This is a genomic window from Meridianimaribacter sp. CL38 (assembly GCF_004328055.1).
GTDB lineage: Bacteria > Bacteroidota > Bacteroidia > Flavobacteriales > Flavobacteriaceae > Gaetbulibacter_B > Gaetbulibacter_B jejuensis.
Genome location: NZ_QKWS01000001.1, coordinates 255,607 through 282,196, shown reverse-complemented (window position 1 = coordinate 282,196; position 26,590 = coordinate 255,607). Strand labels below are relative to the sequence as shown.

General features: G+C 33.1%; 21 protein-coding genes. 11 read left to right on the top strand and 10 right to left on the bottom strand.

Annotated features, from left to right (window positions below; all coding sequences use genetic code 11):
• Nucleotides 1-54 precede the first annotated feature (54 nt).
• The 9 genes from DMZ43_RS01360 to miaB all read right to left on the bottom strand — a co-directional run bounded on the left by DMZ43_RS01360 (nucleotide 55) and on the right by miaB (nucleotide 11,748).
• A complete protein-coding gene (locus tag DMZ43_RS01360) occupies nucleotides 55-2,469 on the bottom strand; it encodes a hypothetical protein (RefSeq protein ID WP_131505897.1) in 2,415 nt (804 codons plus the stop codon).
• A 14-nt stretch (nucleotides 2,470-2,483) separates the two neighbouring features.
• Nucleotides 2,484-4,931 carry a hypothetical protein gene (locus DMZ43_RS01355; RefSeq protein WP_131505896.1) on the bottom strand — a complete coding sequence of 816 codons (2,448 nt, stop codon included), beginning with the start codon at nucleotides 4,929-4,931 and terminating at the stop codon, nucleotides 2,484-2,486.
• A gap of 111 nt (nucleotides 4,932-5,042) precedes the next feature.
• A complete protein-coding gene (groL, locus tag DMZ43_RS01350; RefSeq protein WP_131505895.1) occupies nucleotides 5,043-6,674 on the bottom strand; it encodes a chaperonin GroEL in 1,632 nt (543 codons plus the stop codon).
• A 23-nt stretch (nucleotides 6,675-6,697) separates the two neighbouring features.
• Nucleotides 6,698-6,973, bottom strand: coding sequence for a co-chaperone GroES (gene groES, locus DMZ43_RS01345; protein WP_129759194.1), 276 nt, complete (start codon nucleotides 6,971-6,973; stop codon nucleotides 6,698-6,700).
• Between the two features lie 151 nt (nucleotides 6,974-7,124).
• Entirely contained in the window at nucleotides 7,125-7,481 is a 357-nt protein-coding gene (gene secG / locus DMZ43_RS01340) for a preprotein translocase subunit SecG (protein WP_131505894.1), read from the bottom strand.
• A gap of 3 nt (nucleotides 7,482-7,484) precedes the next feature.
• Nucleotides 7,485-8,435, bottom strand: a complete 951-nt coding sequence (locus tag DMZ43_RS01335; RefSeq protein ID WP_131505893.1) for a hypothetical protein — start codon at nucleotides 8,433-8,435, stop codon at nucleotides 7,485-7,487.
• A gap of 7 nt (nucleotides 8,436-8,442) precedes the next feature.
• The gene (locus tag DMZ43_RS01330; RefSeq protein ID WP_129759191.1) at nucleotides 8,443-8,949 is read right to left on the bottom strand and encodes an LptE family protein; all 507 of its coding nucleotides are present in this window, start codon (nucleotides 8,947-8,949) and stop codon (nucleotides 8,443-8,445) included.
• Nucleotides 8,950-10,221: a sigma-54-dependent Fis family transcriptional regulator gene (locus tag DMZ43_RS01325; protein ID WP_131505892.1), complete on the bottom strand. Its 1,272-nt coding sequence runs from the start codon at nucleotides 10,219-10,221 to the stop codon at nucleotides 8,950-8,952.
• A 78-nt stretch (nucleotides 10,222-10,299) separates the two neighbouring features.
• A complete protein-coding gene (gene miaB, locus DMZ43_RS01320) occupies nucleotides 10,300-11,748 on the bottom strand; it encodes a tRNA (N6-isopentenyl adenosine(37)-C2)-methylthiotransferase MiaB (protein ID WP_129759189.1) in 1,449 nt (482 codons plus the stop codon).
• A gap of 144 nt (nucleotides 11,749-11,892) precedes the next feature.
• Between miaB and DMZ43_RS01315 the strand changes: the two genes are divergently transcribed.
• The 10 genes from DMZ43_RS01315 to DMZ43_RS01270 all read left to right on the top strand — a co-directional run bounded on the left by DMZ43_RS01315 (nucleotide 11,893) and on the right by DMZ43_RS01270 (nucleotide 24,143).
• A complete protein-coding gene (locus tag DMZ43_RS01315; RefSeq protein ID WP_131505891.1) occupies nucleotides 11,893-12,654 on the top strand; it encodes a hypothetical protein in 762 nt (253 codons plus the stop codon).
• 59 nt (nucleotides 12,655-12,713) lie between these two features.
• Nucleotides 12,714-13,931, top strand: coding sequence for an LVIVD repeat-containing protein (locus DMZ43_RS01310; protein WP_131505890.1), 1,218 nt, complete (start codon nucleotides 12,714-12,716; stop codon nucleotides 13,929-13,931).
• Nucleotides 13,932-13,944: 13 nt separating this feature from the next.
• The gene (locus DMZ43_RS01305; RefSeq protein WP_131505889.1) at nucleotides 13,945-14,370 is read left to right on the top strand and encodes a hypothetical protein; all 426 of its coding nucleotides are present in this window, start codon (nucleotides 13,945-13,947) and stop codon (nucleotides 14,368-14,370) included.
• Nucleotides 14,371-14,486: 116 nt separating this feature from the next.
• The gene (topA, locus tag DMZ43_RS01300; RefSeq protein WP_131505888.1) at nucleotides 14,487-16,976 is read left to right on the top strand and encodes a type I DNA topoisomerase; all 2,490 of its coding nucleotides are present in this window, start codon (nucleotides 14,487-14,489) and stop codon (nucleotides 16,974-16,976) included.
• 3 nt (nucleotides 16,977-16,979) lie between these two features.
• On the top strand, nucleotides 16,980-18,146 hold the full coding sequence (locus DMZ43_RS01295) for a formimidoylglutamase (RefSeq protein ID WP_131505887.1): 1,167 nt from the start codon (nucleotides 16,980-16,982) through the stop codon (nucleotides 18,144-18,146).
• Nucleotides 18,147-18,352: 206 nt separating this feature from the next.
• Entirely contained in the window at nucleotides 18,353-19,720 is a 1,368-nt protein-coding gene (gene gldK / locus DMZ43_RS01290) for a gliding motility lipoprotein GldK (RefSeq protein ID WP_129759184.1), read from the top strand.
• A gap of 78 nt (nucleotides 19,721-19,798) precedes the next feature.
• Nucleotides 19,799-20,449, top strand: a complete 651-nt coding sequence (gldL, locus tag DMZ43_RS01285; protein ID WP_129759183.1) for a gliding motility protein GldL — start codon at nucleotides 19,799-19,801, stop codon at nucleotides 20,447-20,449.
• A gap of 58 nt (nucleotides 20,450-20,507) precedes the next feature.
• Nucleotides 20,508-22,049 carry a gliding motility protein GldM gene (gldM, locus tag DMZ43_RS01280; protein ID WP_129759182.1) on the top strand — a complete coding sequence of 514 codons (1,542 nt, stop codon included), beginning with the start codon at nucleotides 20,508-20,510 and terminating at the stop codon, nucleotides 22,047-22,049.
• Between the two features lie 53 nt (nucleotides 22,050-22,102).
• The gene (gldN, locus tag DMZ43_RS01275; protein WP_131505886.1) at nucleotides 22,103-23,002 is read left to right on the top strand and encodes a gliding motility protein GldN; all 900 of its coding nucleotides are present in this window, start codon (nucleotides 22,103-22,105) and stop codon (nucleotides 23,000-23,002) included.
• Nucleotides 23,003-23,102: 100 nt separating this feature from the next.
• Complete coding sequence (locus DMZ43_RS01270; RefSeq protein ID WP_131505885.1) at nucleotides 23,103-24,143, top strand: FAD-binding oxidoreductase; 1,041 nt, start codon at nucleotides 23,103-23,105, stop codon at nucleotides 24,141-24,143.
• A gap of 30 nt (nucleotides 24,144-24,173) precedes the next feature.
• Here DMZ43_RS01270 and DMZ43_RS01265 read toward each other — a convergent pair whose 3' ends face one another.
• Complete coding sequence (locus DMZ43_RS01265) at nucleotides 24,174-24,557, bottom strand: DUF983 domain-containing protein (protein ID WP_131505884.1); 384 nt, start codon at nucleotides 24,555-24,557, stop codon at nucleotides 24,174-24,176.
• An 81-nt stretch (nucleotides 24,558-24,638) separates the two neighbouring features.
• Here DMZ43_RS01265 and DMZ43_RS01260 point away from each other — a divergent pair, with 81 nt between their 5' ends.
• Complete coding sequence (locus DMZ43_RS01260) at nucleotides 24,639-26,552, top strand: ABC-F family ATP-binding cassette domain-containing protein (RefSeq protein WP_131505883.1); 1,914 nt, start codon at nucleotides 24,639-24,641, stop codon at nucleotides 26,550-26,552.
• The last annotated feature ends 38 nt before the right edge of the window (nucleotides 26,553-26,590 follow it).

Here is a 26,590-nt window from a genome sequence, read left to right as displayed (position 1 = left end):
TTTAAAGATGATTAAAGCAAATAGCCACCTCAAAAAGGTGGCTTTTATATTTTGTTAATCAATTAAATTTATTTCTTTGATTTCAGAAAGTAGCTTGCCGTCTGAACTAAAACCTTGTATGACGAAAATAGCTTTTTTAATATTAGTATTAAAAATTTTAAAATTAGCATTTCCTGATTGGTCAGTTTCAATGTTTGATTTCCAATCAATATTACTGTAGTTTATAAAGTCATTTTTTGATAACGCATAAAACTCAGGAACATAAAACTTTTTTTCTGTAGAGAAACCATTGTTTACAGTAAATTCATTTGCGATGGCTTTTTTAGTGTAATCTAACTTGTAACTCTGTTTTAAATATATTCTAATAATACCTGCACCACCTCTAGAACCATATCCATTTCCGTCAGGGTCAATAAATATTTCGTCTACATGCTCTAGTGTCATGTTATATAATATATCATAATTTCTATCGTAGCTTGATCCGTCAATGATAAGTAAAGGTTCATTACTTGCCATAAAAGTCACAGGGTTACGGTTTTTTATTTTTACAACTCCTGCACCTTGTAGTTGATCAACGACAAAGCCATGAGAATTAATTATATCAGTTACATATGAGTACATTCTTCTTAATTCATCGTCTACTTTAATTCCTTTACTATACCTGTTAGCTATATATTCTTTGCGGTTTTGTAAGATTGTATCACTATTTTTTTTGTGTACATAAGTAAGGTTGATAGTGTCTAATTCTTGTCCTAAACTGCTTGCGTGTTCTAGAGAAAAACTATTTGTTGTGGTTGTCTTACATTTATTTATTAAAGGAAGTGTAGGTTGTTTTAGCAGCTTACGATTGTTGTCAGTAATATCAATGTAAGGCTTTAAATTATTAATTACTTTGTCTCCTTTTAAAACAGTAAAGTTTATAGATGCAGAGTCTTTTAAGTAAAAGTTGTTAAAAGAAAAACTGTTGTTGACTAGCGTTGTTGATTCATTAATTTGATTAGTGATTGAAAACATTTGAATGGTGTAAGGCACACTGGATTTTGGAGGATTTAATGAACCTTTTATTGAAAGTCCAGCATCAAAATTGTGAGTTATTTTTGGGGTTCCGGTTTTTATATTTTCCCATTTATACTTGCTCCAGCCTTGAGTTAATAAAAGCAAGTCTAGCTCATATGTTTTTAACCTGTTAATATCAGTAAAATAATAATTAGGATTTTGAATATAACCTTTCACATAAGGCTTTAATAAAAAAGAGCTTATTAAATTCTGGTTATTGGTTTGTGTTAGAGTATCGTCTGGTAAAATAGCAATACTTAAATTAGAAGCTATTGGTGTTTTAGTATGGGTAAATGTTTTGATTGATAAAGGGATAGAATCATTAGTTTTAGTATTTACAATAATATCTGAGTTTAAAATTAATGAGTCGTCGTAGTTAAAAATTAAGCGTTCAATTAATGGTTCAGATTTTTCGTTAAATAATGTAATTGTATTTATTCCTGATACTAGATTTTTTTTGTTTACAGGAATAACATTGCTTGTTTTTAAATCGTCAACTTTTAAATCAATAACCACTACTTTGTTGTTTTGATTTATCACTAAGTAGTAAGTTAGTCCTGAATTGTTTTTAAGTGTTACGTCGTTTGTTTTTAGGGTTATATAAGTTAACTCTTGATTTGTATAATTATTAACCGAAATAGCAAACCCCTCTTCACTATCAATTACTATTTCCTTAGAATAGTCTATACCATTAACTGTATATTTAGCAGTGTATTTTTCGTTTTTCTCTGGTAATAAATCAAACTTACCTAAACCAAAAATGTTACTTTTAAAGTTGGTTATCGGTTCATTTTTAGAATTGACTATTGAGCCATCTATTTCTAATCCTCTAGCGTTACAATCAGTGATTTTGAAACCAAAAGTGTTTGTAACGCCTATAATGCTATAACCGCCTTCAGGTAAAAACTGTAAATCATGTTTAAGTTTTTTAGTTGTGGAATCTTTAGTTGCACTTGTGTTTAAATCAGAATTTGGGTTGAGGATATGTATAGGCATAGAGACGTAAGCTTCGTCTTCTTTAAAATTATTCATCCAGTTTGTATAAGCAACTATATAATAGGTGTCACCTGCAATTAAATTGTTGGTGTCTAGGCTTCCTGTGAAATAACCGTTTTGGGCAAAAAATAATTTGTTTGTTATCTCCTTACCGTTTGAGTCTAGTAACGATATGTAAACATTTGTTGTGTTTATAAAAGGAACTCCATTTTTTTTATCGTAGACATAACCTTTGAACCAAATAGGTTCGTTACTTATAAAGATGTTTTTGTTAATATGTAAATGAATAGTTTCTCTTTCAGTATTAAAATATGAAGTATATGCTTGCTCTATTTTTGACTTTTCATTAGTTTGTGATGCTATGTTTTTTGAGAAAAATAGAGCAATCATTATAGTTAAAACAAGTGTGTTTTTCATATTTTAGGTTGGGCTTAGTCTAATAGTAATTCTTTAGTTTCAGAAATCAAATTTCCATTAATTGAAAAACCTTCGATGATTAAAAGTAGCTTTTTTATCGACGTATTTTTTATGTTAAATTCAACTGAACCTTTTTCGTTTGTTGTAAGTTTTGGTTTCCAATCAATAGCTCCATATGACATAAAGTTACTAGGCGAGTTCAAATAAAAAAGTGGTATATAAAATTCTTTTTGAGGAGAAAACCCTCCAGTTGTTATTAGTGTGTTGGCATACCTTTTAAAATCTCCTTTAGCTCCAACTCCATAACTTTTCTTTAAAAATATACTTATTACTCCTGCACCTCCTCTTACTCCATATCCAAGACCAGATTTATTAAAATATATTTCATCAACTTGATTTAAAGGCATGTTATATATTATATCATAATTAGTTCCCATATTGGCACCATCAATTATTAATAAAGGGCTAGAACCAGCTTTAATAGAAATAGGACGCTTATTTATAATAATAACTCTTCCTAGTGCTTGGTAAGACATAAAACCATTTGCGTCTATAATATCAGATACGAAAGAATACATTCTTTCTTGGATAGAATCAATTTTTACACCTATACTATAAGCATCTCCAATATAGGCTTTTTTGTTCTTAAGAGGCGCTTTTTTATCAACTATTTTCGTGTGTAAGTTTATAGTATCTAGTAATTCGCCTTCAAACTCCATGTCATTGTAGCTGTTAACAGTATCTATTGGTAAAGTTTCAAAAACACAAGTATTAGGAATAGAAAATAATTGATTTAGTGAAGTTTTTCCTGAGCTTATTACTCTTGCATACAACTTTGGGTCGGTTATTTTTTTCCCGTTTTTAAGCACATTGAAATGTACTTTAGAAGAATCTGCTATGAAATAATTCTCAAAGTTAAATTGTTTATTATTGTCTATATATTTAGTTTCGTTAATGTTGTTAACTAGAGAAAACATATGAACTTGGTAATTAGAGTCTTTGTCTATTGGTTCATTAAGTGTTCCTGTAATTGAAACCCCTTTATCAAAAGGAATAATTAATTCTTGTTCGCCATTTTTGATATCTTCCCAACTATATTTACTCCAGCCTTGGGTTAATAATACTAAATCTAGGTGCAAAGCTTTTATTCGATCAAAATTATTGAAGTAATATTCTGAGTTTTCAAAAGAACCATTTATGTAAGGGTCAATTAATAAGTTGCTTATTATACTTTTATTAGTGTTTATTGCTTTGGTTTCAAGCGGTAAAACAGAAACACTTAGGCTAGTAGAAGTAGCAATTTTCTTGTTGTCTTTTAGGTTGATTTTTATTCCAATTGAATCTGAAGAGCTTGATATCTTTTCAACTGTAGCTCTCATAAAATCCTTGTTTTTAGGATTAAATATCATGCGTTCCAAAAGTGGATTTAATTCATCATCAAATAAAGTAATAGTGTTTACTCCATAAGGAAGAGTTTTTGATGAAATAGGTATAGTGTATTCAGTTTTTAAAACTGAAGTGTTTAATTCAGTAATTGAACTTTTGTTGTTTTGGTGTATAGCTAAATAATACGTTTTATTAGCTTCGAATGCTTGTGTTGCTTTATTTGTTTTAAGTGTTATGTAAACCATATTAGTATTGATATGGTTGTTAACAGAAAAAGAGTATCCTAAAGCTTCACTTTGAGGTAAAGGGGTTTTATAATTCTTGCCATTAATGTTATAAATAGCGTTGTAGGTTTCGCCTTTTTTCATCAATAAATCAAACTTACCCATTCCAAATGTGTTACTTTTAAAAGGCATTATGGTCTTGTCGTTTGAATCAGTTATTACACCTTCAATTTCAAGGCTTTCTCCATTACAATTAATAATTTTAAAACCTATTGAATTGGTAACATCTGCTATGCAATGTCCACCTTCAGGCAAGAACTGTAAATCATAGTCTAATATTTTATTATTAGTTGTTTCTTGATTGGAATGTTGATTTAAAATTTGAATAGGACTAGAGGTGAAAGATTCATCCTCTTTAAAGTTTTTCATCCAGTTAGTATATGCCTTAAAAAAATAATAACCTGTTGCTAAACTTGGACCTACATCAAAACTGCCAGTAAACATTCCATTTTCACAATAAAATAGTTTGGTTTCTATTTCTTTACCGTTTTTATCGTAAAGCGTTACATATACATTTGATGTTGTAATATAAGGAATACCATTTTTTTTGTCGTACACATAACCTTTGAACCATATTGGTTCGTTTGTTAAAAAAGTATGCTTGTTAAAGTGTAAGTAAATAGTTTCTCGTTCTGCATTAAAATATTTAGCATAGGCATTTTCGGTAGTTTCTTTTAGATTGGGTTTTTGGCTTAATGCTTTGGTTGTGTTTAAAATAAAAATGATTAAAACTAGTAAAGAAGTTAAATGTTTGGTGGTAAGATTTAAGCGATGAGAATAATTGTTTTTCATAATTATAAGTTTTAGAGTGAATAGCGATTAAGAGATTCAGTCACAATATTTATGCCAAAAAAAAGCCTCAAGATTGTCTTGAGGCTTTTTTAGTTTTTAAAAAACTTTGTTTTACATCATACCTGGCATTCCACCACCTCCCATTGGAGGCATTGCAGGAGCGTCTTCTTTAATATCAACTAAAGCGCATTCAGTAGTTAAAATCATACCAGAAACTGAAGCTGCATTTTCTAAAGCAATACGTGTTACTTTTTTAGGGTCAATGATTCCAGCTTTAAGCATATCTACGTAAGTTTCAGTTTTAGCATCAAAACCAAAATCTTTTTTACCTTCCATTACTTTAGAGATTACAACACTACCTTCACCACCAGCATTTTCTACTATGGTTCTTAAAGGTGCTTCAATAGCTTTGTTTACAATTTGTACACCTGTAGTTTCATCAAGGTTTTCAGTAGTAAGTTTTTCTAAAACCGATTTAGCTCTTACTAAAGCAACTCCACCACCAGCAACAATACCTTCTTCAACAGCAGCTCTTGTAGCATGTAAAGCATCGTCAACTCTGTCTTTCTTTTCCTTCATTTCAACCTCACTTGCAGCACCAACGTATAATACAGCAACACCACCAGCAAGTTTAGCTAAACGCTCTTGAAGTTTTTCTTTGTCATAATCGCTAGTTGTAGTTTCAATTTGTGCTTTAATTTGATTTACTCTAGCTTTAATATCAGCAGATTTACCAGAACCGTTAACAATTGTTGTATTGTCTTTGTCAATCATAACTGACTCAGCAGTACCTAACATGCTTAAATCGGCATTTTCTAAAGAGAATCCTCTTTCTTCAGAAATCACAACACCACCAGTTAAGATCGCAATATCTTCTAGCATTGCTTTACGTCTGTCACCAAAACCTGGAGCTTTTACAGCAGCAATTTTAAGTCCACCACGTAGTTTGTTTACAACCAAAGTAGCTAAAGCTTGTCCTTCAACATCTTCAGCAACAATTAATAATGGACGACCAGATTGAGCAACTGGTTCTAATATTGGAAGGATTTCCTGTAAGTTAGAAATCTTTTTATCAAATAATAAAATGTAAGGATTTTCTAAATCAGCAATCATTTTATCGCTATCAGTTACAAAGTAAGGAGATAGGTAACCTCTGTCAAACTGCATACCTTCAACAACGTCAACATAAGTATCAGTTCCTTTAGCTTCTTCAACAGTAATTACACCTTCTTTTCCAACTTTAGAAAACGCTTGAGAAATTAACTCACCAATAGTGTCATCGTTATTTGCAGAGATAGACGCTACTTGCTTAATCATTTCAGATGAGTTTCCTACTTTTTTAGCTTGCTTTTCTAAGTTAGCAGTAATGGCTTCAACAGCTTTGTCAATACCACGTTTTAAATCCATTGGATTAGCACCAGCAGCAACGTTTTTTAAGCCTTCTTTTACAATAGCTTGAGCTAAAACTGTTGCAGTAGTTGTTCCATCACCAGCTAAATCGTTGGTTTTGCTAGCTACTTCTTTTACCATTTGTGCTCCCATGTTTTCAAGCTCGTCTTCAAGCTCTACTTCTTTAGCTACAGAAACACCATCTTTAGTGACTTGAGGAGCGCCAAAGCTTCTACCAATAATTACGTTTCTACCTTTTGGTCCTAAAGTTACTTTTACTGCATTTGCCAATGCATCCACACCACGTTTTAATCCGTCGCGTGCTTCAATATCAAATTTTATATCTTTTGCCATTTTATTTGGTTTTTAAATGATGATTAAACAATTGCGAAAATGTCACTCTCGCGCATAATTAAATAGTCTTTGCCTTCAAGTTTTAGTTCAGTGCCAGAGTACTTTCCATAAAGTACTGTGTCACCAACTTTTACTGTCATTGCTTCGTCTTTTGTGCCTTTACCAACAGCGACAACTTTACCCTTTTGAGGTTTTTCTTTGGCGTTGTCTGGAATAATGATTCCTGAAGCTGTTTTGGTTTCAGCCTCTACAGGTTCTACTAGAACTCTGTCTGCTAAAGGTTTAATGTTTAATGCCATTTTTATATTTCTTTTTTTGGTTATTAAAATGTGTTTAACGCTTAAGCGTTATGCTAAAAATGTGCCAATACATTGTAACTGACATTTTTTCATTTTAGGGCAAAAAAAATGCCAACATAAAGTTGGCATTCTTAAATTGTATAATCAGAAATTACTGAACTGAATCTCCTACTGTTGCAGTATCATCAGCAGTTTCTGTACTGGTTGGTAATGCGTCTTGAGTTGTAGTTGTAGCTTCGTCTTGGTCTAATGCTTTAGATTCTGTACCATTAGCTCCTCCAATTGCAAAGTTTGACAAAAGGATTAATAGCAATAATACTGTTGCTAATGTCCAAGTACTTTTGTCCAAAAAGTCGGTTGTCTTTTTAACACCTCCTAATTGTTGAGTACCTCCACCACCAAATGAAGATGATAAACCACCACCTTTTGGATTTTGCACCATGATTACTACTATTAATAAAAATGCTACAATAACTATAAGAACTAAAAATATTGTAAACTGTGTCATTATTTATTGATTATTTTCTTGTAATTTTTTTACTGCTTTAATTTGGTCTGCAAAGAAACCACTTTTTTCTGGATATTTCAAACTTAAAATTTTATAAGATTGAATTGCCTTATCGTAGTTTTTTTGTTCTAGATAAATTCTAGCCAAAGTCTCGGTCATTAAACCATCGTTTTGCTCTGGTTTAGGTTGTGCTAAATTTTGTTGAGGTTTGGTGTCTTTTACAGGTACAATCTTAGGATTTTTACTTAAAAATTTATCTATAAGTTCAAACTTTTTATCAATGGTAGATTCTTGTGCTTCCTCTTGAGTGTCGTTTGTTTCCTTTACTTCGATTGAGGATTCTCGCTCAATAGGTTTAAAACTAGTAATCTTTAACCACTCAGTAAACGAGTGTGTTTCAGCCTTGTCAAACTCTAATGGTTTTCCTATGTTTAGTTGCTCTTTTGGAGAAGGTTCAATATTGTCAGTATCAATATCGATGATTGGAATTTTTGGAGCATCGTTAATGGCGGAAATAAATTGTTCAACATTTTTTGCGATGAATTTTTCCTCAAATAAATTTGGGTCCAAAACACCTTCGGTATCTTTTATATGTTGTTTAAGTGCATCGTCAATAGTTACACTTTTATTTACTGAAATATCGTCGGCATCTTTAACTTCAATAGTTTTTAAATGTTCATAGTTTTGCCTTATAATCTGAGATATTTCATTTTGGTTAAACGCATCACTGGTAATATAATCGAACAGAATACTTCTGTCAGTAGTGTAGGCTGCAGTAGTTTTTAATTCAAGATTGTATTTAAAACTTTGTTTGTTTTTTAAGGCTTTAAGGTATAATGCTCTTGCTGGTTGAAAATAAGGATACTCCTCAATAACCGAAGTAATACCGCTAATTTGATCTGTAGTGATATTTTGAGGGTTTTGAAGTAAATATGTAAAATCTTGCAACTGCATTAGTAATTTACCATTTTGCTAAAGTAGCATTAAAAATATCTTGTGTAAGACGTTCAAAAATCTCTTCATGTGCAGTGTCTTTTTGACTACCTATAAGTTGCGCATCACCATCATAATCATAGAAAAATGAAAAACGCTGCTCAAAATCTTCTTCAGGAGCATCTTTATCAAAAAAACGAACATTAACACTTATAGTAAGTCTGTTTTGAGCTGCAGTATTGTTGGCAGTAGCTGTAGTTGGAGAAATTCTATATTCAGTAATTTCACCTTCATAAATTAAATCTCCACCAGAGTTTACCAAGCTAAGACTTGTTTGGTTTTGAATAAGGTCTTGTAACGCTTGCGTAAAATCTCTATCTAAACCAGGTTCAATTAGTGCTGAGTTATTTTGGAAGTAATTAACTTGAAAGGTTTCGGCTTTTAAATCCTGCACACCAGTAAACGAATACTTAACCTTACATCCTGTGATTAAAACAGAAATACATATTAATAGACTATATTTTAATGCTTTCATTTACAAATCGTATTGCTTAATTTTTCTATAAAGCGTGCGTTCACTTATTCCAAGTTCGGCAGCTGCTAATTTACGTTTTCCGTTGTGACGTTCAAGCGATTTTTTAATTAATTCCAATTCCTTGTCATGAAGCGACAAGGTTTCTTCTTCTTCAATTTCTTCAGCAAAGTGGTATTTGTCTTGCACGTCTTCGATATTGCTTATCTCTTCAATTGAATCAATAGTTTTTTCGGGAATTGATAATACTTCTAAATCTTCAATTGTTGAATCGTCATCTTCATCGTTGTTGCCATAGATTTTTTGTATCAAACCTTGATTGTCTTTTTGAACGTCAGAGCCATTACCATGTTTCATCAACTCCATAGTGAGCTTTTTTAAATCATTTAAATCGCTCTTCATGTCAAACAACACCTTGTACAAAATTTCTCGTTCGTTACTAAAATCACTTTCTGATTTTGAATTGTTAATCACAGCAGGAAGGTTGCTGCCAGCATCTGGAAGATAATGGCGTAACGCTTCTGCATTGATAGTTCTATTTTGTTCTAAAACTGATGTTTGTTCAGCAACGTTACGAAGTTGCCTAATATTACCATTCCATCTGTATTTTAGTAAAAGATTAACAGCGTCATCTGTTAGCTTTACCGTTGGCATCTTGTATTTAAGAGCAAAATCGCTTGCAAATTTTCTAAACAATAAATGAATATCTTCTTTGCGTTCGCGAAGCGGAGGAATGTTTATTTCTATTGTGCTTAAGCGATAATAAAGGTCTTCTCTAAATTTTTCTTTTTTGATGGCTTCAAACATATTAACGTTTGTTGCGGCTACAATACGTACATTGGTTTTTTGTACTTTACTGCTTCCTACTTTAATAAATTCGCCATTTTCAAGTACACGAAGTAACCTTACCTGAGTGGTTAAAGGAAGTTCTCCAACTTCATCAAGAAAAATAGTACCACCATCGGCAACTTCAAAATACCCAGAGCGTGTTTGTGTTGCTCCTGTAAAAGCTCCTTTTTCATGACCAAATAGTTCACTGTCAATGGTGCCTTCGGGAATTGCACCACAGTTTACTGCAATGTATTTTCCGTGTTTGCGATGTGATAATTGATGTATAATTTTTGGAATACTTTCCTTACCAACACCACTTTCTCCTGTAACTAATACCGAAATGTCAGTAGGAGAAACCTGTATGGCTTTTTCTATGGCACGATTGAGTTTTGGGTCGTTGCCAATAATGCCAAAACGTTGTTTTATAGCTTGAACTGATTCCATGTTATATTATAGTTTGTCAGGTCGAGTGTAGTCGAAACCTAATAAAGACCTCTCGACTACGCTCGAGGCGACATGTGTTTAATTATTATTTGAATATCCAACAGCTTCACCAATAAGTGTAGCAGTTGTACAATCGGTAATTTTTACATTTACAAAATCACCAATTTTATAATGTTCTTTTGGGAACACAGCAACAGTATTGTGTTGTGTTCTTCCAGACCAATGGTTAGAAGACTTTTTAGAGTCTTTTTCAATAAGAACTTCAACAATTTTATTGGTTTCCTGTTGTGTTCTATATAAACTATGTCTTTGTTGTAAGGCTACAATTTCGGCTAATCTTCTTTTTTTAACTGGTTCAGGAACGTCGTCTTCCATTTTTCGTTCTGCTAGTGTTCCTGGTCGTTCAGAATAGGCAAACATGTATCCAAAAGAATATTTTACATGTTCCATTAAAGTTAGCGTGTCTTGATGATCTTGTTCAGTTTCAGTTGGGAAACCAACAATCATATCGTGACTTATTGTGCAATCAGGAATAATGCGCTTGATGTTGTCAATAAGTTCTATGTACTCTTCGCGAGTATGTTGACGATTCATTTCCTTTAATATTCTGTCGCTTCCACTTTGTACTGGTAAATGTATATAGTTGCATATATTATCATACTTTGCCATAGACTCAACCACATCTAAAGTCATATCCTGCGGATTTGAAGTAGAAAAACGAATACGCATTTTAGGTTGTGCTTGGGCACAAAGCTCTAACAGTTTAGCAAAATTTACAGCTGTTGCTTTTTGCATATCAGTAGCTTTTTCAAAATCTTTCTTGAGTCCGCCACCATACCATAAATAACTATCAACGTTTTGACCTAGAAGTGTAATTTCTTTAAATCCTCTGTTCCAAAGATCGTTAACTTCTTCAATAATACTTTGAGGGTCTCTACTGCGCTCACGACCACGAGTAAAAGGTACTACACAAAATGTACACATATTATCGCAACCACGCGTAATCGATACAAAAGCGGTAACACCATTTGTATTTAAACGCACAGGAGAAATGTCTCCATAAGTTTCTTCTTTTGAAAGAATAACATTTATAGCGTCTCTGCCTTCATCTACTTCAGCAAGTAGATTGGGTAAGTCTTTGTAAGCATCAGGGCCTACAACAAGGTCAACTATTTTTTCTTCTTCAAGGAATTTGCTCTTTAAGCGTTCTGCCATACAACCTAAAACACCAACTTTCATTTTAGGGTTTACACTTCGTTTTACAGCATTATATTTTTCAAGACGTTTTCTTACGGTTTGCTCAGCTTTGTCTCTAATGGAGCAAGTGTTTACCAAAACCAAATCGGCATCTTCAAGGCTTTGAGTAGTATTAAATCCTTCATTTTGTAAAATTGAAGCAACAATTTCACTATCGCTAAAGTTCATGGCACAACCATAACTTTCAATAAAAAGCTTACGTGTGTTTCCGTCTTTAGTTTCTAAAATAAGGCGTTCACCTTGTTTGTTTTCGTCTATAATCTTTTCCATATTCTATACTGAAAATTTCTATCAGTCAATAAGTGTGCAAAGATACAATTAATTTGCAATTTGTGACAAAGTGACAGTGTGTATTCTGTTTTTGCTAAAGATGAATTTTAGTGTACTTTTACAATAAATCAACTATAAAAAATTATGACATTCACAGAACTACAATTAAAAATCCAAAACGCTAAAGATTTAGATTTTGGTGATATTTTCAACAGAAGTATTGAGCTTTTTAAAAAGGTTTGGGTGCAAGGACTTGTCATGACCATTCTTACTATGGCTTTAATGATTCCGTTTTACATTATAATGTATTTGCCTTTAATAGCTATGGGCTTGTTTGACCCTCAAGCGCTAGAGTCTGGAGAACCTAATTTTGCTCTTATGATTCCATTTTATTTAATGATGATGGTTTTCTCGTTTTTTGCAATGGTAATTGGGTTTGCGTTAAAAGCAGCATTCTTAAGAATTTGTAAAATGAAAGACCTTGATGAAGTTGGTAAAGAGGATTATTTCTACTTTTTGAAAAAACCATATTTAGGTAAAGTGTTTTCATTGTCCCTCATCTCTTTCGGAATTACGTTTGCGGCTACACTTTTATGCGTTTTACCGTTATTTTTTGTTATGGTTCCTATTACATTAATGAACGTAATATTTGCATTTAATCCGCATCTTTCACCTTCTGAAATTACTAAAGCTGCATTTAATTTAGGAAACAAAAAATGGCTCATTACTTTTGGACTTATTTTAGTTTCTGGTATGTTGGCTCAAGTAGTAGGTATTCTAATGTGCTTTATTGGTGTATTAGTTACAGCATCATTTACAGTGTTGCCATTGTATTACATTTATAAAGATTCAGTGGGACTAGATGAAAAAGAGATAGATAAAATAGGTGAGGGTCAGCAGTTTTAACAAAAACTCACGCAACCTTTTTATAGATTTTGCATCTAACTTGTAAAACTAATCAATCTATGAAAAATCTTTTATGCCTCTTGTTGGTGTTTGTGCTTTGGTCATGTAATGATGACGACATTCAGTACGAAACAGTAAACGTTGCTATTCCGCAAGTAATGAGTAAAGCAGAGTTTAGAAACTCAGTTGAAATATTACCTTCTCAAACCATTGATGAAGCTGGTAAAATTTATATGTACCAAGATTATATTTTTGTTAATGATGAGTTTAAAGGAGTGCATATTATAGATAATAGTAATCCTGCTTCTCCTCAACAAATATCTTCAATTAAGATACCAGGAAATGTAGATATTTCAATTAAAGATAATTATTTGTTTGCCGATAGTTCTATTGATTTGTTGGTGTTTGATATTTCAAATATTAACAACATCCAAATGGTTGAGCGTTTAGAGGATGTGTTTTCATATTATAATTACCAAATTCCTGTAGGAACCGATGTTGCTGAGTTTGGAGATTATAACCCAGAAAACGATGTTATTGTTGGTTGGGAACTTGTTCAGCAACAACGCGAAGTAATAAATGATGATGCAGTGTTAGAGACTTTTAATGGAGGAGCATCTGGTGATGTTGGTACAGGAGGTTCGTTGGCGCGTTTTCAAATTGTAGATAATTATTTGTACACGGTAGGAGTGTCTGAAATGTCTATTTTTAATATTGAAAACCTCGCTCAACCTAACCTAGTGACTACACAATATTCTGGTTGGAATATTGAAACTATGTTTCATGCTGATGGCTATTTGTACTTAGGAGGAAGTAACGGAATGTATATTTATAGTTTAGAAAATGCAGCTAACCCAAGTTATGTGTCAGAGTTTATACATTGGGAAGGGTGTGATCCTGTTGTGGTTGATGGAGACTATGCTTATTTAACACTTAGAGGAGGTAATGAGTGTGGTCAACAAGAAAGTGTTCTGGAAGTTATCGATATAAGTGATAAAACTTATCCAACTCTTGTGGCTACATACTTTTTAGAGAATCCTTATGGGTTAGGTTTTAAAGGAAATAGTCTTTACGTGTGCGATGGTACTTCGGGCTTGAAAATATATGACAAAACTGATCCAATACAGCTACAATTATCACAAACATTTATTGACCTGCAAGCAAAAGACGTAGTGCCTATGGAAGATGTGCTCATTATGATAGGTGATAATATTGTGTATCAATATGAGTATGGTGAAGGAACTTTACAGCAAATTAGTGCGCTAGACTTAAACTAAATACAGTGTAGTTATGATTTTAAAAAAGTACATGTCGTTTGTTTTTCTACTGTTGCTTTTAGGGTGTAATTCCGATGATGACAATGGTTCAAATAATGAATGTGGAGACCAAATGATTTTTGATGAAGAATTATTTAATCAAGAGTCGCCATCTAGTTTTTCTATTCAAAATGCCGAAATAGATGATGATTGTTTAATGGTTACCTTATCAGCTAGCGGATGTGATGGAAGTTCTTGGGAAGCATATTTAGTTACTGATGGTTTGGAAACAACATCTGTTCCTCCTAGTAGGTCGATACGTGTTGATTTTACCAATATTGAAGTCTGTACAGCTGTTATCACTAGAACATTTCAATTTTATTTAGGAAGCAACAATAATGAGACTGCAATATATTGGCTTGAAGATTGGGATGGAGGTGCTCTGATTCATAACGAATAGCATTAAAAAAGATATAATTTAAGCCTGAATGTTTTCAGGCTTTTTTTATTGAAAGAATGAAAAATTAGGTGCATAAAATTTTTTTGACATACATTTGTAGCCTTAAAAAATGATTTATGGCGAAGAATCTAGTAATTGTTGAGTCACCTGCAAAGGCTAAAACTATCGAGAAATTTTTAGGTAAGGATTTTAAAGTTGAATCTAGCTTTGGTCACATTGCCGACTTGCCTTCAAAAGAACTTGGAGTAGATGTAGATGGAGATTTTAAGCCTAAATATCAGGTGTCTAGAGATAAAAGAGATGTCGTAAAAAAACTAAAGGAGCTAGCAGCAAAAGCCGAAACGGTTTGGTTGGCAAGTGATGAGGATCGCGAAGGAGAAGCTATTGCGTGGCATTTAGCTGAAACGTTAAAACTAGACAAATCAAAGACCAAACGAATCGTTTTTCATGAAATTACCAAAACAGCTATTCAACGTGCAATAGAAAATCCAAGAGGTATTGATTACGATTTGGTTGATGCACAACAAGCACGTCGTGTATTAGATAGAATTGTAGGTTACGAATTATCTCCAGTACTATGGCGAAAAGTTAAAGGTGGTTTATCTGCTGGTCGTGTGCAGTCAGTTTCAGTAAGACTTATTGTAGAGCGCGAACGCGAAATTCAAGAGTTTTCACCTGAAGCATCTTATAGAATCGACGCTGAATTCACTAACGAAGACGGTCAAGCTTTTAAAGCAAAATTACCTAAGAACTTTTCTAGCAAAGAAGAAGCGTATAAGTTTTTAGAGCAGAATATTTCAGCAGACTTTAAAGTTGCTAACCTCGAAAAAAAGCCTGCTAAAAAATCGCCAGCAGCACCATTTACAACATCAACCTTACAACAAGAAGCTGCTAGAAAATTAGGATTTTCAGTAAGTAGAACCATGTCAAATGCACAACGTTTGTATGAAGCTGGATTGATAACCTATATGAGAACTGATAGTGTTAACTTATCAGACGAGGCGAGAAAAGGTGCCGAGGCCGAAATTAAAAATGCTTATGGTTCTAGCTATAGTAAACCTAGAAATTATAAAGGTAAAGCTAAAGGAGCTCAAGAAGCGCATGAGGCTATTAGACCAACCGATTTTTCTGCACATTCTGTTAATGCAGATAGAGACCAAGCAAGATTATACGATTTAATTTGGAAACGTGCCATTGCTTCTCAAATGAGTGAAGCGCAATTAGAACGTACCAATGTAAAAATAAGTGCTTCAACACATAACGAAACCTTTACAGCTAATGGAGAGGTAATTACTTTTGATGGGTTTTTAAAGGTTTACCTTGAAGGTACTGATGATGAAGATGCAGAGCAAGACGGAATGTTGCCAGCAATGAAAGTAAACGAGACCTTGCTTAATAATTACATTACAGCTACTGAGCGTTATACAAGACCACCTGCTAGATATACTGAAGCATCTTTGGTAAAGAAATTAGAAGAGTTAGGTATTGGTCGTCCATCTACATATGCGCCAACAATTTCAACAATTCAAAACAGAAATTATGTTGAAAAAGGAACTGTGGATGGTGTTGCAAGAGACTATTCTCAATTAACCATGCAACAAGGTGCAATAAAAGATAAGAAACTTACAGAAAAAGTAGGTTCAGATAAAGGTAAACTAGTGCCTACTGATATAGGAATGATTGTAACGGATTTCTTGGTGAATCATTTCGAATATATCTTAGACTATAACTTTACAGCAAAAGTTGAAGAAGATTTTGATGATATTGCTGAAGGTAAAGTAGACTGGTCTAAAATGATGAAAGACTTTTATAAAGATTTTCATCCGCAAGTTGAAGATGTTCAAGAAAATGCCGATAGAGAATCTGGTGAACGTGTTTTAGGAACCGATCCAAAAACAGGTAAGCAAGTGAGTGTGCGTTTAGGTAAGTTTGGACCTATGGTACAAATAGGAACTGTTGATGATGAAGAAAAACCTCAGTTTGCGAGTTTAACACCAGACCAACAATTAAACACTATAACTTATGAAGAAGCAATGGATTTATTCAAGCTTCCAAAAAGTTTAGGAACTTATGAAGGAGAAGAGGTTGAAGTTAACAACGGACGCTTTGGGCCTTATGTTAAGTTTGGTAAAAAGTTTGTGTCATTACCTGCAGGTGTTGACCCTCTAAGTGTAGAAATGGATGACGCTATTGTTTTAATAAAAGAAAAACAAAAAGCCGATGCTCCTATATATATGTATAAGGAGTTGCCAGTTCAAAAAGGTAAAGGACGTTTTGGACCATTTATAAAGTGGAACAACATGTTTATCAACGTAAACAAGAAGTATGATTGGGATAATCTTTCCGATTCTGATATTATTGAGTTAATAGAGGACAAAATTCAAAAAGAAAAGGATAAATTAGTGCACTCTTGGGAAAGTGAAGGTATACGAGTTGAAAAAGCACGTTGGGGAAGACATAATGTTATAAAAGGTAAAACTAAAGTTGAGCTTCAAAAAACTGTTGACGTAACTGATATGACTTTAGAAGAAGCTAAAGAAATTTTAGAAAAAGCTGCTCCTAAGAAAAAAGCCACAAAGAAAAAGACAACCACAAAAAAGAAATAATACATGAACTTTAATTTTCTTTCTCCTGTTTCCGATACTGTTTTAGCTCATAACGAGTTGCTGTCTCAACAAGCACTAGGAAGAAAAATAAAAGTTCACTCTGCTCAAAAAGGAATTCCAGATTTAAGGGATGTCAAAATTGCTATCATTGGTGTATTAGAAAATCGTAATGATGTCAATTACATTGGTGACATGGTTGATTTTACCAATGTAAGAAAAGCACTCTATGCACTTTTCCCTGGAAACTGGAATACCAAACTTGCCGATTTAGGCGATATTCATCAAGGAGATTCAGTAGAAGATACCTACTTTGCTCTTAAAACAATAATCACTGTATTACTTGAAAAAAAGATAATACCTGTAATATTAGGAGGAAGTCAAGATTTAACCTATGCTAACTATCGCGCTTACGATAATGTTATACCAATGGTTAATATTGTAAATGTAGATAGTAATTTTGATTTAGGCGATTCAACACAGCCAATAAAGAATAATAGTTATTTAGGTAAGATTATATTAGAGCAACCATTTAACCTCTTTAATTATTCTACAATAGGATATCAAACCTATTTCAATCCGCAAGAAGAAATTGATTTAATGGATAAGCTTTATTTTGAAGCGTATCGTTTAGGAGAGGTATCTAATAATATAAGTTTAGTAGAACCAGTAATGAGGGATGCTCATTTAGTAAGCGTCGATTTAAAATCTGTAAAAGCATCTGAAGTTGGTGAAAAGCAAAAATACTCTCCTAATGGACTTGACGGAAAGGAAGTTTGTGCTATTTCAAGGTATGCTGGTATAAGTAATAAAGTATCTTCATTTGGGATTTATGAATATAAACTATCAAGAGAAGATGAAGTCACTGCAATGTTAGTTGCACAAATAATTTGGTATTTCGTCGAGGGTGTAAATTGTCGAGTAAAAGACGACGATTTTAAAGATGACAATAACTATCAAAAATTCAATGTGTTAGTAGAAGATGAAGATCTTATTTTTTATAGGAGTATAAAAACTGGACGTTGGTGGATAGAAATACCTTTTTTGCCAAATGTTAATAATAAATTAAAAAAGCATACGTTATTACCATGCACGCATGAAGATTATGTAGAGGCAAGTCATGGAAAAATACCTGAAAGATGGTATAAGGCGTATAAAAAGAATAGTTTTTAGTATATTTACTTTTTTAATCCTAAAAGTCAATTTCATCGACGAAATGCATTCTTTTTGGGATGAAGTGCAAAAAAAAATAAAAAAAAATTGTTTTTTTGAAAATATATGGATATGTTTACTGCCTCAAAATTGGGAAAACAAATTTTTTTTAAAAATTTAACATTTAATAACCGAACAATTTTAAACTAATTTAACCTCGAGTTTCTATGAATATGAAGAAGTTTGCTTTATTAACCGCTGTGTTAGCTCTATTAGTTAGTTGTGGCTCTGGAGACAGAGGAGAACTAGTTGGAGTTAAAGGAAAGAAATGGCATCCTGAAAAGCCCTATGGAATGACGCTTGTTCCAGGTGGAGCATTTATTATGGGTAAATCAGATGATGACCTAGCTGGTGTACAAGATGCACCAACAAGAACTGCTACAGTTAGAGCGTTCTACATGGACGAAACTGAAATCACTAATAGTGAGTATCGTCAGTTTGTTAATTGGGTAAGAGACTCAATTATTAGAACTAATCTTGCAATTATTGCAGATGATTTTGGATTAACACCTGACGATGGTGGTACTGGTGAATTTGCCTTTAAAGATGCCGATACTACAAACATGAGTGTTTATGAAAAATACATGATTGATAATTATAGTGGACTTGGACCAACTGGTTATGAAGGAAGAAAATTAAATCATGATGTAGATTTGATTTTTGATACTTCTGAATATCCAGATGAGTACTATGCTGAGGTTATGGATACAATGTATTTACCAATTGAGGAATCTTACAATGGACAACGTACTTGGGATGTGAAAAAATTCAAGTTCCAGTATACTTATATGGACATTAAAAAAGCAGCTAAAAACAAAAACCTAAGACGTAAAGATGTATTAATTACTGAAGAGGTTGAGGTGTATCCTGATACTACTGCTTGGATTAGAGATTTCGCTTACTCTTATAATGAGCCAATGCATAACGATTATTTTTGGCATGATGCTTACGGAGATTATCCTGTAGTAGGTGTGTCATGGAAACAAGCAAATGCTTTCTGCCAGTGGAGAACATTAAATAAAAATGGTTACCAAAAGAGTAAAGGTAAAGCTTTTGTAAATTCATTCAGACTACCTTCAGAAGCAGAATGGGAATATGCTGCAAGAGGTGGATTGCAAGGAGCAACTTTCCCTTGGGGTGGACCATATACTAAAAATGACAGAGGTTGTTTTATGGCAAACTTTAAGCCTTTAAGAGGAGATTATGCTGCTGACCAAGCTTTATATACTGTAGAAGCTGATGCATATGAGCCAAACGACTACAACTTATACAATATGGCAGGTAATGTGTCAGAATGGGTGTACGGTTCTTACGATCCAGGTTCTTATGAATACTCTTCAACAATTAACCCTAATGTAAACGATCCTGATAATGAGCGTAAAGTAGTACGTGGTGGATCATGGAAAGATGTTGCGTATTTCTTACAAGTAAGCTCAAGAGATTACGAATATGCTGATTCTGCAAGAAGTTATATAGGGTTTAGAACAGTACAAGATTACATGGGTACTGAAGTAACAAACAACGCAAGAAATTAAAAACAACAACAACTTAAATTAACAATTAATACTAACCTACTTAGGTAATATTTAACTTAAACTAAAAACACAAAAATTATGGCACAATCAAAAGCAAGTAAGAGGTTCATGAACATGGCTTACGGACTAGGAGCATCAGTAGTAATCATTGGAGCACTATTCAAAATTATTCACTTCGAAATTGGATTTTTAACTGGTAACGTAATGTTAGCAATCGGTCTTATTACTGAGGCAATTATATTCGCATTATCTGCATTTGAACCAGTAGACGATGAATTAGACTGGTCTTTAGTATACCCAGAATTAGCTGGAGGAGCTTCTTCAAATAAAAAGAAAAAAGCTGAAGAGCCAAAAGACGCTGAAGGTTTATTGTCTAAGAAATTAGATAACTTATTAAAAGAAGCTAAAATTGATGGTGAGCTTATGACTAGCTTAGGTGAAAGCATCAAAAACTTCGAAGGTGCTGCTAAAAGCATTAGCCCAACTGTAGATTCAATAGCTGCTACTAAAAAGTATGGAGAAGAATTATCTCTTGCTGCTGCACAAATGGAATCATTAAACAGCCTTTATAAAGTACAATTAGAAAGCGTTAACCGTCAAGCTGCTATTAACGAAGAAGCTGTTGAAAACGCAACTAAACTTAAAGAGCAAATGCAATCTTTAGCATCTAACCTTTCTTCATTAAATGGAGTATATGGTGGAATGCTATCTGCTATGAACAAAAACTAAATTAGTTTTTAATTTTCGCAATTAATTAAAACAATTAACAACAAAAAACTAATTTAAAATGGCAGGAGGAAAATTATCTGCAAGGCAGAAAATGATTAACTTGATGTATTTGATCTTCATTGCGATGCTAGCATTGAATATGTCAAAAGAAGTGCTATCGGCATTTGGATTAATGAACGAAAAGCTAACCGAGTCTAACGAAGCTGCTACTGAACGTAACGCTGCATTTATGGAAGGTTTAGCTGCTAAAGTAGACGAGCAACCAGCTAAGTATAGACCTTTAAAGGCTGACGCTGATCAAATAGACAAATTAGCGACCGATTTTAATAGTTATTTAGATGATCTAAAAGCTCAAATGACTGCTAAGGTTGAAGATCCTAAAGACTACGAAGTAATGGATAAAGGAGATTTCCTAGATAACCATTTCTTTAAAGGAGATAAACTAAAGCCTGAAGGAGAAGAATTTTTAAATCAAATAGCTAAGTTTAGAGATGGAGTGTCTAATATCTTAGCAGGTAACCCAGAGTTAGCAAGTATGGCTGATGATGTAAAGAAGAAATTTGCTACAGAGCCTGTAAAAAATAGAGATGGAAACACTATTGATTGGTTAGATTACCACTATAAAGGATTTCCTTTAGTTGCTTCTTTAACTAAAATGACTCAATTACAAGCTGATGTTAAAACTACTGAAACAGAAGTATTACAATCAATGCTTGGAGAGCAATTAAAAATTGAAGCATCGTTAACTAACTTTGATGCAATTGTTGTTCCAGACAAAACAGCTTTCTTCTCAGGAGAAAACTTTACTGGACGTATCATCTTAGGTAAAAATGACAAAACATTAAGAGCTGATAAAGTAATTATTAATGGACAAGAGCTTTCAGCTGAGTCTATGCAAGCTGGTCAAACTATTTTAGATTTCCCTGCAGGTGCAGTTGGAGAGCGTGAAATAGAAGGTGAGTTCCAGTTTAAAGAAGGAGATTCTATTATTAGCATTCCTGTAAAAAGTACTTACGCTGTAGTACCTAAACCAAACTCTGCTACAATATCTGCTGATAAAATGAATGTAGTATATAGAGGTGTTAATAACCCTATGACTATTTCTTTTGCTGGTATTTCAGATAACAATGTATCTGCAAGTGGACCAGGTTTATCAAAAGGTTCTGGAGTAGGAAAATATAACATGGTACCTACAAGTGGTAAAGAGGTAACAATTAATGTTACAGGTACTTTACCAGATGGATCTAAAGTTAGTGATAGAGCTACATTTAGAATTAAAGATATCCCTAAGCCTGTAGGTGTTTTAGCTGGTCAAGACGGTTCATTTAGTTTACCAAGAAACAACGTTGAAATAGGTAGAGTTGAAGCAAAATTATTAGACTTTGATTTTGACTTACCACTTAACGTAACAGGATTTAAATTTAAAGTTCCAGGTCAACCATCGGTTACTGTACAAGGTAACAGATTGAATAGTGCTGCTAAAAACGCATTACGTAAAGCTAAGCGTGGTGACACTGTTCAGATTTTTGAGATTAGATCAACAAGTTCTGGTCCTAAAATCAAACCAGCAGCTCCTATATTAATAGAGCTATCTAACTAATCTGTTGTATACAGACTACTTATGTAATAATGGTTAAATTAAAAATTAAAAAAATGAATAATAAATTCTTATTGTCAATTGTACTAATAGTAGGTTTTACTCTTAATACATTTTCTCAGGCAAACATCTTAAATGCTAAGAAACCTGAAGAAATTGGAGTGAAGACAGAGGCTCAGTTAGCATTGGATAACGATAAGCCATTGGAATATGGATATGTTGATGACAGAGACATACTATTTTCTAAAATGACTTGGGAAAAAATTGTTCTTGATGAAAGAGCTAACTTTCCACTGTACTATCCAGTAGATACTAATAATATTGGAAGTGAAAGACGTTCTTTATATCATGTGTTAATTAAAGCGGTTAGAGACGGAAAAATCAAGAATATCTATGATGATTCTTATTTCACTGCTAAAAGAACACTTAAAGATTTAGCTGATATTACAACAAAAGTAGATACTTTAGGTATTGGATACGACCAATTCAACGCTGAAGGATTCGTGGATCCTGAATATATTACTACAACTAGAATTGAAGCTTACGATATTAAAGCGTATTTAATTAAAGGTCTGTGGTATTTTGACAAGAGACAAGGTGAGTTAAAGTACAGGTTACTTGGTATTGCTCCAGCAGCACCAGACGTAAACTTTATTAACTCAAATGACGAAGCTAATAAAGTGCCTAATGCTTTGTTTTGGGTATTTTATCCTGAAGCAAGAGAGGTTCTGCATGAAGCAAAATCATTCAATAACAAAAATAGTGCAATGCCAATATCTTTTGACCACTTGTTAAACTCAAGACGTTTTAACGGTTACATGTACAAAGAGGAAAATGTATATGGAGATAGAGAGGTTAAAGAATATGTTGCAGATAACGCATTAATGCAGTTATTAGAATCTGATCGTATCAAAGAAAAGATTAGAAACTTTGAACAAGATATGTGGTCTTACTAAGTATAGACTTCTACATAAAACAAAAAGCTCGCTTATTAAGTGAGCTTTTTGTTTTTTAATAATTACCCTTCGCCTTACCTTTGTCACTCTTTAATTGTACATGGAAGTAGATTATATAATAGTAGGTTGTGGACTAGCAGGAATTGCCTTTTGCGAGCAGTTACGACAGAACAACAAATCTTTTGTGGTATTTGATAATTCATCTCAGCACTCATCAACTGTTGCAGCAGGATTATATAACCCAGTTATTTTAAAACGATTTACTGAAGTTTGGAGAGCTCAAGAACAATTGGATATTGCTTTGCCTTATTATAAAAGCCTTGAAAGTTTGTTAAGTAAGAAACTGGATTATAAATCGTCTATTTACAGAAGGTTTTCATCAATAGAAGAACAAAACGAATGGTTCTCAGCCGCTGATAAACCAGCCTTAGAGCCTTATTTATCTACAAAGATTGTGAAGAATACCAATGTGTCGATTGATGCTCCTTTTGGTTTTGGAGAAGTCTTACATACAGGTAGAATTGATACTAATGTACTTATTGATTCGTACAGGTTATTCCTTGAAGATAATAATAGACTATACAAAGAGTTGTTTAAATATGAAGATCTAATCATAGATAGGCAAGAGATAAAGTACAATACTATTAGTGCATCACATATTGTGTTTTCTGAAGGCTTTGGGATTTTAAAAAATCCGTATTTTAAAAGCCTTCCGCTTAGTGGAACTAAAGGTGAAATACTAACCATTAAAGCACCAGACTTAAAGCTAGACTACATCTTAAAGTCATCAGCTTTTTTAGTGCCTTTGGGAGGCGATTTATATTCTGTTGGAGCGACTTATAATTGGGATGATAAAACAAACTCAACAACTATTGAAGCAAAAGAAGAACTTGTTAGTAAATTGAAAAAGTTTATGACTTGCAGTTTTGAAGTTGTCAATCAAGTAGCAGGAATAAGACCAACGGTAAAAGATAGAAGACCTTTAGTAGGTTCGCATAATAATTACAGCAACGTTTTTGTATTAAATGGACTAGGAACTAGAGGTGTTATGATTGCTCCTTATGTTGCACAGCAACTCTTCAATCATATTGAAAAAGATGAGCCTTTAGAGCTTGAAATTAATATTTCGCGCTTCAATTAATAATTCTTTTCCTTTTGAAAGGTTAGGCTTTTACTTCTTAGCTAAAGTCTTATCATAATGCATAAAAAGATTAATCCATATATTTCTGGATAATCGCATTATTATTGGTCCAAAAGCAACCAAAGTCCCAATTATAGCCATAAAAGCAACTTTTAAGCTAGTATTTAAAAATAAGTAACTAATAACAAAAGCAGCAACAGCAAATGCAATACCTACACCGTAACTCACATACATTGAACCATAAAAAAACGAAGGTTCAATTCTGTATTTTGTGTTACAATTAGAACACCTCTCATTTATCTTTAGAGTATCACCTAAAACATAAGGGTTTTTTGTAGTATACATAGATTCTTCATGACATTTAGGGCATGCGCCTGTGAAAATGCTATATAATTTGCTTCCTTTTTTTATCATGATTAAAAGTTTATTTTTGCGTTTTGTATCTCTATACAAAAATACTCTTTAATCATTAATTCTTTGTAACAATAGTAGCAAATGCTCAATATTCATAATCTATCCATTTCTTTTCAAGGCGAATATTTATTCGAAGAAATCACCTTTAAATTAGGCTCTGGAGACAGAGTAGGATTGATTGGAAAAAACGGAGCAGGAAAATCCACAATGCTTAAAATTCTTTCTGGTGAAATGGAAGCCGATTCAGGTCAAATGGCAGCAGATAAAAACTTAAGTATTGGGTTTTTAAAACAGGATATCGACTTTGTTTTTGGAAGAACAGTTTTAGAAGAGTCTTACCAAGCTTTTGAAGAGATTAAATCGCTAGAAGCTAAAATGGAAGACATTAATACGCAATTAGCTGAACGCACAGACTATGAAAGTGAAGGGTATAACCAGCTAATGATTGATCTTAACGATGTACAACATCAATATGAGATTATTGGAGGTTATAATTATCAAGGCGAAACCGAAAAAATACTACAAGGTTTAGGGTTTAAACGCGAAGACTTTGGTAAACTAACCGATACATTTTCTGGAGGATGGAGAATGCGTATTGAACTCGCTAAACTATTACTTCAAAACAACGATATATTATTACTAGATGAGCCTACTAACCATTTGGATATCGAATCTATTATTTGGTTAGAAGGATTTTTGAAAAGTTATAATGGAGCAGTGGTTATTGTGTCTCACGACAAAATGTTTTTAGACAATGTAACCAACAGAACTATTGAAATTTCATTAGGAAGAATTTACGATTACCCTAAACCGTATTCAAAGTTTTTGGTATTACGTAAAGAAATTAAAGACCAGCAGCTAGCAGCTCAAAAAAATCAAGAAAAGCAAATTCAACAAACTGAGAAGTTAATTGAAAAATTTAGAGCCAAAGCATCAAAAGCTTCTATGGCACAATCGCTTATAAAAAAGCTGGATAGAATTGATAGGATTGAGGTCGATGAAGATGATAACAGCGTAATGACACTTAATTTTCCGGTTTCCATTGCTCCAGGAAAAGTAGTTGTTGAAGCCGAAGGCGTTTCAAAACATTATGGAGATTTACAAGTATTGAATAATATTGACCTTACTATTGAGCGTGATTCTAAAACTGCATTCGTTGGTCAAAATGGCCAAGGAAAATCTACCTTAGCAAAAATTATTGTTAATGAAATAAAGCATCAAGGACATCTAAAACTTGGACACAATGTGCAAATAGGGTATTTTGCCCAAAACCAAGCAGAATATTTAGATGGTAACAAAACTGTGCATGACACCATGATTGATGCTGCTAACGAAACTAACCGAACTAAAGTAAGAGATATTTTAGGTGCTTTTTTATTTAGAGGAGAAGAAGTTGATAAGTATGTACGTGTGCTTTCAGGAGGTGAACGTAACCGTTTGGCAATGGCAAAATTAATGCTTCAGCCGTTTAACGTTTTGGTAATGGATGAGCCTACAAACCATCTCGATATTAAATCCAAAAACGTGTTGAAGGAAGCGCTAAAACGTTTTGAAGGGACTTTAATTTTGGTGTCTCACGATAGAGATTTTCTTCAAGGTTTAGTAGATAAAGTTTATGAGTTTAAAGACCAGAAAATTAAAGAGTATTTAGGTGATATAGACTATTACTTAGAGCAACGAAATGTTGAAAGTCTCAGGGAAATAGAAAAAAGAGATGTTGTTAAAGAAGCTCCTAAAGAAGCAAATAACAAACAATCCTACCAAGATCAAAAGAAACTAAAATCTTTAAATAATAAACTAAGTAATACAGAGTCTAAAATCAATTCACTTGAAAAAGAAATAAAAAACATTGATGTTGAGCTCGCTACCAATTATGATGAAGTCGTTTCAGATCCTAATTTTTTTGACACCTATCAAGCTAAAAAAGACCAATTAGAAACATTGATGTTAGAATGGGAAACTATTCAGGAGGAAATTGATGGTATGACCTCATAGAGAGTGTTCTTTTTAAGTTTTTTTTAACGGCTTACCAC